Here is a 16,632-nt window from a genome sequence, read left to right on the forward strand (position 1 = left end):
GAGATTTGGACAAACTTGAAAACTAGTTGAAGAGTTCTATCAAGGCCCCATCCGAAATATTAAAAAATCGATTTCCCGTACGTTTAACAAATCGGGTGTCATGAGAAACTATTATCGCCGCTGGATTCAGGCGCTGCATTTCAATTTCCAGCAGCTCTTGAGAAGTAATATCCAAGTGGTTAGTTGGCTCGTCTAAAATCAAGAAATTTGGGCAACTCAAGCGAAGTGTCAGCAAAGCAAGACGCGTGCGCTCTCCATGACTAATTTGTCCGATTGTTTTTTGAGAGTCCAGAAAACAAAAACCTGCGGACGCTAGTTTATTGATTGCTTGTTGTTGGTCGAGTTGAAATAGAGTTGCAATAAATTCGAGGATTTCAGAATCAAGCGGCAGTGACGAAAGTTCTTGATCCAGAACACCGACCTTCACAGAAGGCCCAATTTTGATACCAGGATCAATATTATCAATAATGGCTTTGAGTAAGGTACTTTTACCAGAACCATTAACGCCAGAAATGACTAATCGATCCCCTCTCTCTATCACTAAGGACTTAATGAAAAATAATAGACGACCTTCGCCCGAGTACAAATTAAGATTTTCAATTTGCAAGATCTTCTTGGCATGGAATTCCTCTACATCCAAGCCAACCTCTTTCTTGCGAAAGGCTTGTTTTTCGGGTACTACCGCTTCAAGCATTTTGATTTTTTTTTCGATTTTTTTGGCTTTTTGCAACGCTGTATCGCTATAGTTGTTCACTCCAAGTTGACGTTGGAATTGAGCACTTTTCTTTAGCCGCTGAATTTCATTTATAGCTTCAGTTCTAGAGCAAGCAATGGATCGTTCTTGCTCTAAAAACAATTCACGAGCTCGTGTAAAAGAAAAATTGAAATAAGAGAATTTTTTATGATGAAGAATTAATGTACTTCTCGTAACCGCGTCTAAAAAATCTCGATTATGACTAACCACAACGTATGTAGATAATAAACCGCTGTCTCCAAGCAAACGAATCAGGTTTGCGATGTGTATCTGATCCAAATGATTTGTAGGCTCATCCAGCAACAATAGATCCGGTTCTAAAAGAACCGCCCTGCCAATCATTAATATCTTTTTCCAGCCTCCACTCAGCTGGTCAAAAGACAAGGACCGATATTCTTTCGGAAATGCGCATAATTCAAATACGTAATCCGCCTTCCACTTTTCGGCGAGAGGCTCAGACAAGCAACTCTCCAATATTTCAGAAGCAATTAACTTGCTCCACAGCTCTGGAAATCCCTGCTGCACATAGTGACAGCGCATCCCTCTGGAGTGAGTGATATTTCCATCATGCTCATCCAGGCTTTTTGCAATCGTGCGCAACAAAGAACTTTTTCCAGAACCATTATCACCAATAATCCCTATTTTATCTCCGCTATTTATAGAAAAATTCAGATTGGAAAAAAGCATTTTTTCATTAAAGCACAAAGAAACGCCTTCTATTTTTACCAGAGACAATTAATCCAACTCCCACTCTCGTATGATACTTCTGCGTTTATACGATTTCTGATCAGGCAGCATATCCACTTCTTGATGCAATAACGTAATCGTATAACCGAACAAGCAGGAGAGCCGGTCATTTAACTGACCGAGGATTTCCGTCATATTTTTGTGAGGACTTCCCGTGTAGTGAGTAATTAACTCTATTGTTTTCTCGTTTTTTTGTATTAATCGGAAGGCGTTTAGTGTTTTGTCAGGTGTAACCAATATATCGTCCACCGCTGCAAGAATGGACGCGCTAGGAACAAGGTGATGCTCACGTGTTCGGAAAGCATCATCGCGCCTGCCATTGACTTCATAAAGCGACGTACAGCAACTGCCACAACCACAGCGCTCACGCTCTGAGGTTTTGCGTGCTATATCACCATGATCAAACCGGATTAATGGCATCAAATCGTTATCTAGATCTGTACAAACTACGCTACCAAATCCTTGTGCATCCGCATTCACAACTTCGAGATAAACACCATCCTCGATTACATGATATTGACCATGAGCGCATTGGGTCGCGATCAATCCGACTTCTTCAGAGCTGTATTCGTCAAAAACAGGAATTCCCAATGCCTTTGAGTAATAGGTTCGCTCGAGCTGCGTGCTGCTTTCGGAATTAGTTAAAATAGCTTCAACGCCACTCATCTGCAGTGCCAACTTATGTTTAAGTATAATTGGCAGATAGCTCGGCAATATGATGAGCAACCTGGGCCGTAGTAAAAGCAAGTGCTCGCCCAACGGCGTGCTCGGCAATAGATCGGGCAACTGAAATGTTCTGTATTTTCCGTGTAGCGATGAAAACGCCAATCCCGAGTGATGAATCACATAAATCCAGTCTTGTTCTTTCAGAGGACGCTGCAAGCATGAATTATAAAAACGCATTACCTGCAAATGGTCGAGAACGATGTCGTTATCGTCACTGTACACTGTGAACGGTTTTCCACTTGAACCCGATGTTCGAGACGTATTGGCAAACTCCAGGACTTTCGGATCGTTTACCCTGATGCGAGGCTCAAAGTCGTTCAAAACAGCTTTGGTCACGATGGGAAGCTGTTCAAAATCAGAAAAACAAGAGATGGCCCCTTCTTCGTAACCGCACGCTCCATACAATTCGCGATAAAACGGGACGTTATTATAAGCCCTGTCCACAAGCGTTTTGATTTTCGACAACTGAAAGTGCTTTATATCAGCATGTGGCTGACGTAAGAACTCCGTCATAGACCCCATGTTTTCCGCCCATAATTTCAGCGTTTGGCCCTGTAGATTATAGTTATCGGTTCTAGGCCGAATTACCTGCTCTGCCAGATCTTTAATTGCAGTCAAATTGCCGTTCTGCAGTTGAGAGTCAAAGATTGCTTCTGCGGTGCGAAACTCGCGCATAAGAGCCCCTCCTGTGTTTAGAATAGGATATCTTGTTAATTACGAACATGAATGCGGTATCTATCAATGATACAGTTAATGCATTTCGAAAATTTCGTGTGTTTCCGACACTAACTTTATGACGACCGCACGCTGACTTATATCTTCAAAGAATCTCGAACAGTCATTGAATTTCTCCTTTAATCTCCATCGCATGAATTTACAAAAAACTAAAATACATGTAAAGAAAGAATAGAATAATTAATGTTTCAGCCTTAATCAAAAAAGCCAATACTGAACGGGCGAGCAAGCAGCAATATATGGCAACACATCATCAACAATCCGGATTGGACTTCATTTGCAATATAGTTGATATTAATTCCGCGGCACAAAAAATATTTATAACTTCAAGGATGAAGGACATTACATGGTTAACTTCAACAAACTCGTTCCAGAATTAATCGTTTCTGATATTAAACGTAGTTTAAAATTTTATTGTAAGGTGATTGGCTTCCGCGTCGAGTATGAAAGGTCTGAAGAAGGATTTGCATTTATTTCTTATCACGGTAGTCAATTGATGTTGGGGCAAGATCGTTTTAAGACTTCGCCTTGGCGCGTAGAACCTCTAGCACATCCCTACGGACGCGGGATGAATTTATCAATCGAATGTCCCGACGTAACCACGATGGCGAGGACATTGAAAAAATCGGGATATGAACTGCGTAAACCAATAGAAACGTTTTGGTATAAATCGGATAAAGAGCTCTTGGGAGAGAGTAATTTTCTAGTACAAGATCCGGATGGTTACCTGCTTCGATTTGCACAGGATTTGGGCTCAAAACCTGTCGTTCATGATGAACTCTGATGCCCTACAAAGAAATTTCGATACAGTGAAGATTTGAATTAATTACCGATTTTTGAACTCGATGCTGCAAGGGTTCAAAAATCGGTACAATTGCAGATTTTTTAATGAGAGCGACGGATTTTCCAATCATTCTGTGTAAGGAGAATTGGCCTTTATTACAGGTGCAACTCTCTTTAGCTGTCTCATAAAGCTGTCAGATGCAGTCATCCATTCGCATCACCTTAGGAGCAATCACCGATCTTGAAAGTGACACCGCGTCAATGTGGCGAGGGGTATATTTACTTGAAGCTAATTTTTCCTGCATTTGTTCAGTGGACAGTTCAACCTCTCCGGCATGACCGACCAGCCAAACCCAATCCTGCTCATCCACTTCGAAATACGTTACATGATGGAATACTTTCTTCATTCTGACGTAGGCGGTTTTAAGTGAGTCGCAACGCCACAAGCATGAGTTGCCAGCTTGTGTGATAAATGCGCCGCCAGGAGCTAGAACCGACTTAACTCTGTTCCAAAATAGCTCATCATAAAGCCCCTCTGTTTTAGGACCTTCATCAGGAATATCCATCACAATAAGATCGAAATTAATATTTTTATCAAGCATGCTCTCAATATATTCTTTTCCGTCTCCGATTATCACTTTCAGTGAATCAGTACTGCCGGCGCTCATATACTTTTTTATTTCGTCAACTGTGTACCCGTACGGCAAGTATTTCCCACAGGCAACCATACACTCTTCATCGATGTCTACATGGGTTATATTTTCTACACCGGCCTTTTGCAATATTTGGACAGCTACGCCTTCGGAAGATCCAATAACCAACGCTGTTTTCGGCAAATTCGGCATGCTCAAAAGAGCGGGCATTACTTGACCTTCATGGTAGGCTAACTGACTTAGCTCGGAGCTTTGCCTTTCATTATTGCAGAACAAAGTAGTTCCGTGAGCAGTATCCGCGATTAACAAATCCTGAAATTCTGTTTTGCTTTGCACGTGTATTTTATAAATTTCCCACGATCGGCTGATACCTTCCGAAATAGGTTCTTGTAATATCATGGATTCTGGAATCTTGCTCACTCTCGCTATTCTCCTCACAACAAATTACCTGCCAGGTAAATTTTCAATTACTGAAAACCTCTTTTCACGGTTTTTATCTCATGCTTCGAACAATCCAACGCGGAGCATATGAACTCAAACGCATCACTTGAATTGCAGTTGTCACCGCAGGTGAACATATCAAAAAATAGCGCGCCGATTTCCGGATAGGTATGAAATGACGCATGGGACTCTTCCAACAAGACCAAAACTGTAACGCCCTGGGGCTCGAACTGTTTGGATACAGTTCCACAAACGGTCGCGCCAGCCTTAGTAGCAGAAGCACACAGAAGTTCGGTTAAATAGCGAATATCATTTAGTTTTTGCGGAGCAATATCATAAAGCTCTCCGAAGGTATGATTTCCGAAAAAGGCCCCTGGTACGTGCTGCATTGAAAACTCTCTTTTTGAACATATAAGAAATTGACGAAATATTTTTTCAAAGGTACAGGAGATCAATAGTTCTATTTAAATAGATCAGATAAAAAAAACAATCTTTTAATTTTTGTGATCAGAAGCAAACTCAAGAATTTTAATCAATGCACAGGTAAAGATATTTTTTACAGTTTGTTGCTCTTGTCCTGCCAGATGAGAGGTTGCTACCAAATTTGTAGTCGGCAAAGAAAGCAGACCGTGTACGTCATGACAATGACCTTTATTATCTGTCCACTCGTTATAATATCCATCAATAAAACACGATGCGCCAGTATTATTCTGGAGATAGCCCTTCAGGGCGACCGGACAAATAATGCCAGGACTGGACATATTGAAGATCATCAGCTTGGGGTTTGCCCTTTTTAATACGACCTCATCAATAAGGTGACGCGTTTCGGAGCCACCCGCAATGTGAACACACAGGATATCGACTTCAGCTACCATTCTAATCAAAGAGCTATATTTTAAATTTAACGAGGCTTCAAGTTCGAGCTTCCGAGTTCGAGACCAATAGTGTAAGTCCTTGCAACCTCTCTTTTGCAGTTGCTGTGCTATTTCAGTACCAATAGCACCCATGCCCACAAAACCAATGCCCAAGCTCGATAATGAGCGTCTCGGCGTTTGAAGCCACCGGGAGCCCTCTTTTACACCCTCGATGCTTTCAAATATTCTTGCCAAACTGACAGTGATCATCGCCAGCGTAAACTCTGTAACAGCATGAGCGTTCATATAGGGTGTATTACTTAATCGGATACCCTTTTTTTTCGCGTATTCAACGTCCACGAAACTGCTGGTTCCTGTCCCCATCACCACGACGTGCTCTAACTTGGTAGCGATGTCAATCAGTCGAGCGGATAAATACTCAGGGCCACCGAGGATGTAGTCATGAACCCCAGGCAATATATCCATTATTTGCTGTTCATCGACAGGGCATCGTATATGGAGGAGTTCGACACTATCGGGGAATACGCCTTCGCCAATGTCAAAATCGCCTGTGACGAGAAGCTTGCGCATTTATAGGATCTCCATTACATCTCTATTTCTTGTAAAGATTAATCTCTGAAGCTCTGTCAGCGCCTGTTTCAGACGCGAAATCGAAAATGCGAATTGTTCGTCGGGTTTCATTAAAGCGATTCTTATACGATTATGTCCCGCTGTATAATGACTCCCCCAATAAAAATATCTCCCAGGCAGAACTGCCACACCATAACTGGCAAGATATTCGGTCAACTCAAGATCGGAGAGCCCGGTTCTCTCGATGTTAAGCCACATTACCGCCATGATAGAGTCTGGGTGCAATGATTCAATATCAACTAGAGTGCCGCTCAGTTCTGACCGAGCGATTTCAATATTTTTTTCAATAATCGAATGTATGTAAGGGAGACCACCCTTTTTCAAGGTGGCATCAATGAATTCGATAATTACTCTCAACGAAAAATTTGAACAGCACAGGTAAAGCTCCTCATAGATGGCTCGAATGGCATGCTGCAAGTCTTCGCTATAGGAAAGAATGCTAGCCTTAGCGTCTAATGTTGGCCATTGCTTACCTGTATCTTCCAAAATTATAAATGACAATCCCCGATCAATGAGTAATTCGTACTCATCGATTTGGCTCTGGTGGCAAAACCTGAAGGAAGTATCGAGCACCAAAACCAGATTATGATGGTGGCACAGTTCAACGACATTCCTCATCATCACAGCATCAACAACAAATCCTGTTGGGTTATTTGGGTTGACCATAAATAACACGTCTAGCTTTTTATCCTGAATAAGTCCGTCTAATATGCCCAGATCAGTAAATGCAACCTCAGGAATAGCTTCTATTTCGACTTCCCTGCGTCGGAGTAATTGCGCAAGGTTATCAAACGTGGGCTCGACAAGCCCAACTTTATAGTTCATCGATCGCGCCCACGCGCCGACGATGTCGATGCTATTGGAGGCCGTAGGACATATCGAAAAATTCGCGTGCTGCCTCAAGCCATCAAGGCCAAAGTACTCCGCAAATTTATTTTTGAATAGTTTTTCCATTTCCGGAATAGGGACTTCAATTGCCGAACGCCAAAGAGCGGGCAACTCAGACAACACCGTATTAAAGTGCTTCTCCGCCGAGATATAACTGTGTCCGTCCGCAAGATTGTATTGCGCCGACAAGCCAAAAACCTCAAGTTCGGTGAGATTGTTATTTTTATGGCTAAGTAACATCTTCATTGGCATTTCGGCCTCACCAGACAGTTCGCATTTATAAAATAGTTAACCAGATCCACCCCTTGAATCCTAATAATCAAAAAACAGTCTGTAAAGTTGATGCCAGTCAGTTAAGCCTGACTAAATATTTCCAAAACACTTTAACTAAACCACTCAAACGTAATTAGTTGTTTCGACACTACCCTTTTCATAGAGCCACGCAAACCATCAAACTGGTTTCAAGTGGCTTATTGTCACGCTACTTTTCAAAAGACCACTTATCCAGGACATATAGCGGATCAGGCGCATTGAATTAGTTTCGAGATTGGTCGCACCCACTTCACCTCCGACGCATTGTGTTGCGTTTTCTGCGAAACAATTTGCATGAGGTTTTTCAGCAGAATTAGTCATCATCGACTACTACCCCCCTCTAAATTTGGCCACCTCCGTTTTATCAAGCAAATTTCTACGCGCTCGCGGGCAGCCAAAGCCGAAAAAGGCCACCACAGAATGCATGTGGTATGACCCGGACTATCAGTTCTGCTAGTAGCAATAATTTTCGAAGGAGTAGAGTCTGAACCCACGCTCTGACGTTCGAGAATCATCAATGGATCGCGCTGCTGTTTCACTGGTTTCCTACCACTACGATGCTCTTGATCGCTTGGTCAGTCGTCAGCCGGCCGGGCAGGACAGGCTGGATCGCTTCTATCTGAAAGACCGAGTCGTTACGGAAACTCGAGGCGCGGCGCAGAGACAGATTTTTCAATACCAGGATGTATTGCTGGCAGAACTGGAAACCGGGGGTGCCCGGCATGCGTCGTTGGTGATGACTGATATGCAGCGCTCGGTCCTGCGTACTACCGACAGTCAATCGGCCTATACGCCTTATGGTCACCGTGCGGTTGAAGGTGAGTGCCCCAGCCTTCTGGGATTCAATGGCGAACGTCCCGACTCGTTAACCGAACATTACATACTGGGGAATGGGCACCGAGCCTTCAATCCGTTACTCATGCACTTCAACAGTCCCGACAGATTGAGCCCTTTTGGGAAAGGCGGGTTGAATAGCTATGCGTATTGTCTGGGAGATCCTATTAATCGTACGGATCCCACGGGGAGAATCGCGCACGGATTACTATGGTTCGCGAATGGGGCCATGGATTTTGTCGGAGGCTATGTACTTCCATTTATTGTCCCCAGAACGCTGGCACGTAAGATTCCGTTCGTCGCTCGCCCCCAATTCAAGCTTGCCGCCAAGGCGGGGGTAGCGGTCAGCGCTTTCGCTGGGTCGGTGACTTATTTGGTGTTGAACCGGGTGGAGGAGCATCATCCTGATTCACCGGTCAATGACCCCCTCTTGATAGCTTTGGTGACAATGGCGGCGGTTGGTTTTTTAAGTGGCTTCGGTTTACTGCTCAACAAACGAGCTCAACTACCTCCAATTCCAAAATCAATCGTGCCCCGGAATCGATCAAACTCACTCCCCAATATGCGTCCTGGCTTTGGTGGTAATGCCAGTAACCCTCCGACAGTTTCTGCCAGGTCCAGTCAGGATGTTGTAGTACCTACTGTTTTCGAACCTCCTCCACGAACCTCAAACCTGCAGAAATTCGATCTGAAGATAGGATTTGATCGGGGAGATTTCAGACGTGAGCGGAGTGTGGTGCAAGACTCCACCCTAATCCGGAGAAATAGCCGCTGAAACGCTTAGTGGGCGTACACAATCACGTCTCAGCGTAATGAGAGTCCTTTCTCCAACCCAAGATCACGAATACAACGGGGGTCTTACAGCACCTGTCGCAAGAACGCCTGCGCCCGCGGATCCTTCGGCGCATCGAAGAACTCGGCGGGCGAGGCGTCTTCCAGCAATTTGCCGTGATCGAAGAACAGCACTCGATCCGCCACTTCCCGCGCAAAGCCCATCTCGTGGGTCACGCAGACCATGGTCATGCCTTCCACGGCCAATGTCTTCATCACATCCAGCACTTCACCGACCATTTCCGGATCAAGCGCCGAAGTCGGTTCGTCGAACAACATGACCTTGGGTTCCATCGCCAATGCCCGTGCAATCGCCACGCGCTGTTGCTGACCACCGGACAGGCGTGACGGAAACTCGTTGGCCTTCTGTGCAATGCCAACCTTTTCCAGCAACGCCAAGGCCTTGGCTTCACGCTCCTTCTTGCCACGTTTGCGCACGACTTTCTGGGCGAGGCAGAGGTTTTCCAGCACTGTCATGTGCGGGAACAGGTTGAAATGCTGGAACACCATGCCGACTTCGCGGCGGTAGGCGTTTACGTCGGTTTTCGGGTCGGCCAGTTGCAGCCCATCGATGCTCACCGAGCCCGAGTCAAACTCTTCCAGGCCATTGAGGCAGCGCAGGAAGGTCGACTTTCCGGAGCCGGACGGACCGATCACGACCAACACTTCACCCTTTGCCACCTGGGTGGAGACGTTATCCACCGCGCGCACCACATGGCCGCGGGTGTCGAAGACTTTTACCAGATCGCGGACTTCAATCACTTTGCGCGAGCCTCCGCTCAAGCCGGCTGGCGATTTTCGACAGCGGCAGGTTGATCAACAAATATAGGCCGGCCACGCAGAACAGGATTTCGAATGGCGAAAACGAGGTGGTGATGACTTCGCGACCACTTTTCAGCAGTTCGGTAATCGCGATCACCGACACCAGCGAGGTGTCTTTGACCAGGCTGATGAATTGCCCGGCGAGCGGCGGCAGTACGCGTTTGAGCGCTTGCGGCAACACCACGTGGCGCATCGACTGACCGGCGCTCAAACCCAGGGAGCGCGCCGCTTCGTTTTGGCCACGGGCGATCGACTGCACGCCGGAGCGGATGATTTCCGCCACATAGGCGCCCGTGAACAGCGACAGTGCGGCGATCCCGGCGAACTCCCGGGACAGGTTCATCACGGTGCCGATGAAGAAGTAGAAAATGAAAATCTGCACCAGCAACGGCGTACCGCGCACCAATTCGACGTATATCGTCGAGAGGTCGCGCAGGGTCGGGTTGTTCGACAAACGGCACAAACCCGTAGCGAGGCCGATCAGCAGGCCGAGTACGCCCGACACCACGGACAGCCACAAGGTGGTCCAAAGACCCCACATCAGCGGTCCGGCAGCCCAATGACGAGTCACACCGATCACGTCGCCTTCAGCCACATCATCGCCTTGGGCGACTTGCAGGCTGTTGTCGTCGACGGTCACGCGTTGCTCGTCACCCGCGTCGTTGCGCAAAGTAACTTCAGCCTTGTCGCCTTTGCGCACCAGCTCGCTGACAGTCGAAATGTCGGCGGCGCGCTGGGATTCTTCAGCGTGGTACGCGAAGTACTGCGGCACGCGGTTCCAGCGCCATTCGTAAGACATCAGCGAGGTGGCGTAATACAACGCGCCGGCCAGGCCGATCAGCACCAGCACGGTCAACGCGTGCCAGGGCCATTGGGCTTTTTTCTGCTTCATTGCGGGTTCCGGAATGTGTGTTGCCTTGAAGGCCGTCATCGCCAGCAGGCTGGCTCCCACAGGGGAAACGCATTTCAGTGTGGGAGCTAGCCTGCTGGCGATGGGCGCGGCACGGTCAGTCTGACCGACGCTTATTCCATATCCTTCTGCCAAGCGGTGTCTTTGAACCACTTGTCATGGATGCGATCGTAGGTGCCGTCTTCGTGGATCTGGTGCAGGAAGTTGTTGATGAAGTTGATGCTGTCGTAGTCACCTTTCTTCAGACCAAAGGCCAGCGGTTCGTAGGTGAACGGCTTGTCGAGGAACACCAGTTTGCCGTTGCCGACCTTGTTCACTGCCACGACGTTGTATGGCGCGTCGTAGATGAAGGCGTCGGCCTTGCCGTTGACCACGTCGAGCACGGCTTCCTGCTCGTTGTCGTAGCCGTGGTACTTGGCTTTGGAGATCAGCTTTTTGGCAACCATCTCGCCGGTGGTGCCGAGCTTGGAGGTGATGCGGTAGTCAGCGGTGTTCAGGTCTTTGTAGGACTTGATGGTGCCTTCCAGCTCCTTGCGAATCAGCAGGGTCTGGCCGACCACAATGAACGGTTCGCTGAAGTTCAGGCGCAGGTTGCGTTCCTGGGTCAGGGTCATGCCGCTGCCGATCATGTCGAACTTGTCGGTGAGCAGGGCCGGGATAATGCCGTCGTAACCGGTGGATACCAGCTCCAGTTTGACGCCCATGGCCTTGGTCATGGCTTTGAGGATGTCGACTTCGAAGCCGATGATCTCACCGCGCTTGTTGGTCATTTCAAACGGCATGTAGGTCGGGTCCATGCCGACTTTCAGCGTGCCGCGCTTGACCGCGTCATCGATGGCACCGGCCTGCGCCGTACTGACTGCAACCAATGTCGTGACGCCGACCAGCAGCATCGAGAGATACTTCTTCATCATCATGTCCCCAAACCCATTGCGTTATGAGGCGCGCAAACGGCGGCTCCCCTCAGGGACGCATCGATACGGACAAAAATTATCCGGGCGCACCAATTCGGGGACGGATGCTAACGCACTCGCTCGTTTGCACAAGTGTTTGGCTACGATGAGATAAAAAAACCCCGCTTTCGCGGGGTTCTTTAGTTATGCCAACTGCGGTTGCGCGCTCAGTGGCTTGAGCGGCAGCAATGGCGCATGGGGATCGGATTTCACCGATTTGCGCCAGGCTTCCAGCCATTCGGGATGACCTTCACCCCAGACCTGCTCATGCAAACGAGCGAGTGCCACCGGATCGCTCAGCAGTTGCACACGCTCATTGTTGGTCAGACCGTCAGGCCCCACTTTCAATGCATGGCGAACCCGCTCGATCCGCAGCCACTCGATGGGCTCGGCCTGACCGTGACGCGACGTCGCCAGCGAGCATGCCAGGGCGTTCTGCTGTGGATCGACCACCGACCGGATGAAGCCGTCTTTCAGTGCGTGATAGCGGTTTTCATGGGTGTACTGGTCAGTTGCCAGCAGCGCCTGCGGCGGATTGTATTCCTCAGGGATCAGGAACAGGCTCTCGTCACGGGACTTCAGGCCCAGGCCGACACGGCTGGAGATCACGGAAACCGGGATCGACAGCATCAACGAACCGACGATCGGCACCAGCCACCAGAGGAAGCTCGGGTTCAGCCAAATCACCAAAAGGGCCCAGAAGAAGCCCAGCAGGGTTTGCGGACCGTGGCGCTTGACCGCTTCGCTCCACGGCGTGGAGTCGTCGTCACGTTGCGGCGAGTTCCAGGTCGCGGCCCAGCCCAGGAATGCAGCGAGCACGAAACGGGTGTGGAAAATCATCCGCACTGGCGCCAGCAACATGGAGAACAACATCTCCAGCAGCATCGACAAGGTCACCTTGAACTTGCCGCCGAACTCTTTCGCACCCTTGGCCCAGATCAGGATGATGCTCAACAGCTTCGGCAGGAACAGCAGCACAATGGTGGTCGAGAACAACGCGATCGCCTTGTCCGGGTGCCATTGTGGCCACAGCGGATAGAGCTGGCGCGGTTCAAGGAAGTACTGCGGCTCCATCAGCGTGTTGACCGCCAGCAGCGCCGTCGACAGCACGAGGAAGAAGAACCATAACGGCGCCGACAAATAAGACATCACGCCGGTCAGGAACACTGCACGGTGCACCGGGTGCATGCCCTTGACCAGGAACAGGCGGAAGTTCATCAGGTTGCCGTGGCACCAGCGACGGTCACGCTTGAGTTCGTCCAGCAGGTTCGGCGGCAATTCTTCGTAGCTGCCCGGCAAGTCGTAGGCAATCCACACGCCCCAACCGGCACGGCGCATCAGCGCGGCTTCGACGAAGTCGTGGGACAGAATCGCACCGGCGAACGCGCCTTTACCGGGCAACGGCGCCAAGGCGCAGTGCTCGATGAACGGTTTCATGCGGATGATTGCGTTGTGGCCCCAGTAGTGGGATTCGCCCAACTGCCAGAAGTGCAGACCGGCGGTGAACAGCGGACCGTACACACGGGTCGCGAACTGCTGCATGCGCGCATACAGCGTGTCCATGCCCGACGCACGCGGCGCGGTCTGGATGATCCCGGCGTCCGGCGTGGCTTCCATCAAGCGCACCAGACTGGTCAGGCACTCGCCGCTCATCACCGAGTCAGCATCGAGCACGACCATGTACTTGTAGTCACCGCCCCAACGACGGCAAAAGTCGTCAAGGTTGCCGCTTTTGCGTTTGACCCGACGTCGACGGCGGCGATAGAAAATCTTGCCGAAGCCACCGGCTTCGCGGCAGACATCCAGCCAGGCCTGCTGCTCGGCAACGCAGATATCGGCATCGTTACTGTCGCTGAGGACGAAAAAGTCGAAGCGATCCAGGTCACCCGTGGCCGCCACCGACTCGAACGTCGCGCGCAAACCGGCAAACACCCGCGGTACGTCTTCGTTGCAGATCGGCATCACCAGTGCGGTGCGCGCATCCTTGGCGATCGGCTCGTTGCCGGCACTTTTACCGGAGATGCGGTATTTGTCGTGACCGGTGAGCAACTCAAGGAAGCCCATCAGTGCCGTCCAGAACCCGGCCGACACCCAGCAGAACAGGATCCCGAACAGAATCAGGATGCTGGTTTGCAACGCATACGGCAGCACTTGCGTGACGGTCTGCAGGATCGGTTGATGCAGAACTTCGTTCAGGTCGACGAACGACCAGCCCTGGTACGGCATGATGCCTTTCATGTACCAGCCGGCAACGATGGTCTGACCGAGCATCAGTACCAGCAGGATGTAACGGCGGATCGAACCTACGGTGCGCCAGCGAGCCGCCGGCAGCACGTTCTCGTCTTTCGGCGGGGCCGGCGGATTGGTGCGACCGGTCAGACGCCGCCAGCCACGCACCAGAATGTTGGTGCGCCACGGCTCCGGCACGACTTTGGTCCGGCGGATCGGCGGAGTGGCCTTGAGGCAAACCCGACCACTGGCGTCGAGCACCAGCATTTCCGCGTCTTCCAGCTCTTCAGCGGAGTTCAGGGTCAAACGACGGCCCACCGAGGCTTGAGCAGCCTCGGTCGGTGCGTCGAACGTCGAGGACGACAGGCGCTGGTGCAGCTCGCTGAAGGACTGGCAGCCTGCGAGTTCCGCGCGCTGCTCGTCGGTCATCGGTAAATGCGCCAGATACTCGGCAAGCGTCTCTGGCTGTACTTGAGAATTACTCATCGGCAGGCAACTGGTAGCTCCAGGTCTCGGTCAGGACTTCTTCAGTCGCGGCCGATTCCGGTGTGGCTAGGGCCGCGTCCGCAGCAGCAGGCTGCTTGGCGTCTTTGTTGGCCTCCTTGGCATCTGCGACCGGTTTGGCTTCGGCCTGCTTGGCTTCGGCTTGCTTGGCTTCCTTGTCTGCTTTTTCTTGTTGTCTGGCGGCAACCTTGTCGGCCTTGGCCACAGCATTGCTGGACGCTGGCACGGATGACTTGGCCAGGTCGGCAGGCAGAATGTTCTGGACCAGCGCAGCACGCATCTCGGTGGCTTTGCTCGGGTCCTTGATCTTCATGCGCAGGGTCAGGCGCCAGCCCTTGGTTTCAGGGTTGTAGCGCACGCTGTTTTCGACCAGTTCGGCATTGTCGCCAACGCTGACCTGGCTGCGAACGTCCGCATCGGACGGCAATGCCGCCAGGGACGGGCCTTCGAAGTCCACCAGATAGGCAACGCTGCCGTCCGGCTGACGAATCAGGTTGGACTGTTTGACGTCGCCGGTGGAGCGCAAGGTCTGTTTGACCCAGGCGCTGTCCGGTGCGTGAATCGACGCTTCGTCCATGGTCCAGTGCATGCGGTAGCCGAATTCCAGCGGCTGACCAGGCTCAGGCAGCTTTTCCGGGCTCCAGAAGGCAACGATGTTGTCGTTGGTTTCGTCGGCAGTCGGAATTTCGACCAGGTCGACAGAACCCTTGCCCCAATCGCCTTTAGGCTCGATCCAGGCACTTGGGCGCTTGTCGTAGCGGTCGTCGAGGTCTTCGTAGTGGCTGAAGTCACGGCCACGTTGCAGCAAGCCGAAACCGCGCGGGTTCTCGATCGAGAAGTTGCTCACAGCCAGGTGTTTCGGGTTGTTCAGCGGGCGCCAGATCCACTCGCCGTTGCCTGCATGGATCGACAGGCCGCTGGAGTCGTGCAATTCGCGGCGGTAGTTCAGCACTTTGGAAGGCTGGTTGGCGCCGAACAGGAACATGCTGGTCAGCGGCGCAACGCCAAGCTTGGTGACCTTGTCACGCAGGAACATCTGAGCCTTGACGTCGACAACGGTGTCGCTGCCCGGACGCAGGGTCAGGCGATAGGCACCGGTGGCGCGTGGCGAATCCAGCAGCGCGAAGATCACCAGGTGCTTGTCGCCCGGCTTCGGCTGTTGAATCCAGAACTCACGGAAACGCGGGAATTCTTCGCCGGACGGCAACGCGGTATCGATCGCCATGCCGCGAGCGGACAAGCCATACGTGTGCCCCTTGCCGACAACGCGGAAGTAACTCGCGCCGAGCATGGTCATGATTTCGTCTTGCTTGTCGGCCTTGTTGATCGGGTACAGCACACGGAAACCGGCATAACCCAGTTGCTCAGTGGCTTTAGGATCGAATTTCAGGTCGCCGAAATCGAAGCGCGTCGGGTCGTACTTGATCTCTTCGACGGTGTTGGCCGTGATTTCGTTGATTTTCACCGGCGTATCGAAATGCATACCCTGGTGATAGAACGAAAGCTTGAACGGGGTTTTCTGATCGGCCCATTCGGCTTTTTCGGTCAGGAAACGAATTTTTTGATAGTCCGCGAATTTCATCTCGCGGAATTCGTTCGGCAAGTTACTGCGCGGGGCTTCGTATTTCTGCCCGGCCAGCTCTTTTGCCTTGGCCGACACATCATCCAGACTGAATGCCCAAAGCTGGCCGGCGCTGAGCAGGCAAAGCAGGGCAGAGCCCGCTACCAGAGCGCTTCGTAGCCGTTTGGCAGACAATTTTGGTGCAATACAGGGACTAACAATCACGAGCAACCCTCGCCGAAAACAGATCAAAAAACCAACGGCCAGTTAAAGGGCCTGTGAGGTAGACGGCATGAAAAACCCGCCCCTACAAACCACTCTTGCCAAGTTGGCGAGCATTGTTCCGACTCCTATGGGGCCAAATGATTCCCCAACAGGTCCAGGACAAGTCTCTACCTAAGTCAAAACGGACCAACGAACGCTGATCCCCGTAGCGCGCGATTA

13 protein-coding genes are annotated in these 16,632 nt (G+C 50.7%); 2 read left to right on the forward strand and 11 right to left on the reverse strand.

The window, feature by feature from the left end:
* Positions 1–22 precede the first annotated feature (22 nt).
* Both F8N43_RS20740 and F8N43_RS20745 read right to left on the reverse strand, forming a co-directional pair.
* Positions 23–1,489 (reverse strand): ATP-binding cassette domain-containing protein, encoded by a 1,467-nt coding sequence (locus F8N43_RS20740; protein WP_150654281.1) that lies wholly within the window; start codon positions 1,487–1,489, stop codon positions 23–25.
* Positions 1,490–2,902 carry a phenylacetate--CoA ligase family protein gene (locus F8N43_RS20745; RefSeq protein WP_150654282.1) on the reverse strand — a complete coding sequence of 471 codons (1,413 nt, stop codon included), beginning with the start codon at positions 2,900–2,902 and terminating at the stop codon, positions 1,490–1,492. It lies immediately after the preceding gene.
* Between the two features lie 406 nt (positions 2,903–3,308).
* Between F8N43_RS20745 and F8N43_RS20750 the strand changes: the two genes are divergently transcribed.
* Complete coding sequence (locus tag F8N43_RS20750) at positions 3,309–3,746, forward strand: VOC family protein (protein ID WP_150639726.1); 438 nt, start codon at positions 3,309–3,311, stop codon at positions 3,744–3,746.
* Positions 3,747–3,939: 193 nt separating this feature from the next.
* Here the strand turns inward: F8N43_RS20750 and F8N43_RS20755 are convergent, their stop codons facing one another.
* The 4 genes from F8N43_RS20755 to F8N43_RS20770 form a co-directional block, all read right to left on the reverse strand.
* Positions 3,940–4,818, reverse strand: coding sequence for a spermidine synthase (locus F8N43_RS20755; protein WP_150654283.1), 879 nt, complete (start codon positions 4,816–4,818; stop codon positions 3,940–3,942).
* 47 nt (positions 4,819–4,865) lie between these two features.
* Positions 4,866–5,228, reverse strand: a complete 363-nt coding sequence (speD, locus tag F8N43_RS20760; protein WP_150654284.1) for an adenosylmethionine decarboxylase — start codon at positions 5,226–5,228, stop codon at positions 4,866–4,868.
* 105 nt (positions 5,229–5,333) lie between these two features.
* Positions 5,334–6,284, reverse strand: coding sequence for a 2-hydroxyacid dehydrogenase (locus F8N43_RS20765; protein WP_150654285.1), 951 nt, complete (start codon positions 6,282–6,284; stop codon positions 5,334–5,336).
* Positions 6,285–7,484, reverse strand: a complete 1,200-nt coding sequence (locus F8N43_RS20770) for an aminotransferase class I/II-fold pyridoxal phosphate-dependent enzyme (protein WP_150639717.1) — start codon at positions 7,482–7,484, stop codon at positions 6,285–6,287.
* Positions 7,485–8,061: 577 nt separating this feature from the next.
* Between F8N43_RS20770 and F8N43_RS20775 the strand changes: the two genes are divergently transcribed.
* Positions 8,062–9,153 (forward strand): RHS repeat-associated core domain-containing protein, encoded by a 1,092-nt coding sequence (locus tag F8N43_RS20775; protein ID WP_150631769.1) that lies wholly within the window; start codon positions 8,062–8,064, stop codon positions 9,151–9,153.
* Between the two features lie 83 nt (positions 9,154–9,236).
* Here the strand turns inward: F8N43_RS20775 and F8N43_RS20780 are convergent, their stop codons facing one another.
* The 5 genes from F8N43_RS20780 to F8N43_RS20800 form a co-directional block, all read right to left on the reverse strand.
* The gene (locus F8N43_RS20780; protein WP_008025241.1) at positions 9,237–9,971 is read right to left on the reverse strand and encodes an amino acid ABC transporter ATP-binding protein; all 735 of its coding nucleotides are present in this window, start codon (positions 9,969–9,971) and stop codon (positions 9,237–9,239) included.
* A complete protein-coding gene (locus F8N43_RS20785) occupies positions 9,964–10,923 on the reverse strand; it encodes an amino acid ABC transporter permease (RefSeq protein WP_150631770.1) in 960 nt (319 codons plus the stop codon). Before F8N43_RS20785 ends, F8N43_RS20780 begins: the two co-directional genes overlap by 8 nt.
* A gap of 131 nt (positions 10,924–11,054) precedes the next feature.
* Positions 11,055–11,852, reverse strand: coding sequence for a transporter substrate-binding domain-containing protein (locus tag F8N43_RS20790; RefSeq protein WP_150654286.1), 798 nt, complete (start codon positions 11,850–11,852; stop codon positions 11,055–11,057).
* 186 nt (positions 11,853–12,038) lie between these two features.
* Positions 12,039–14,609 (reverse strand): glucans biosynthesis glucosyltransferase MdoH, encoded by a 2,571-nt coding sequence (gene mdoH, locus F8N43_RS20795; protein ID WP_150631772.1) that lies wholly within the window; start codon positions 14,607–14,609, stop codon positions 12,039–12,041.
* Positions 14,602–16,413 (reverse strand): glucan biosynthesis protein G, encoded by a 1,812-nt coding sequence (locus tag F8N43_RS20800; protein WP_150631773.1) that lies wholly within the window; start codon positions 16,411–16,413, stop codon positions 14,602–14,604. The genes mdoH and F8N43_RS20800 overlap by 8 nt, the downstream gene beginning before the upstream one ends.
* Positions 16,414–16,632: the final 219 nt, after the last annotated feature.

Source organism: Pseudomonas fluorescens (assembly GCF_902498065.1).
In the GTDB taxonomy this organism is placed as follows: Bacteria; Pseudomonadota; Gammaproteobacteria; order Pseudomonadales; family Pseudomonadaceae; genus Aquipseudomonas; species Aquipseudomonas fluorescens_BJ.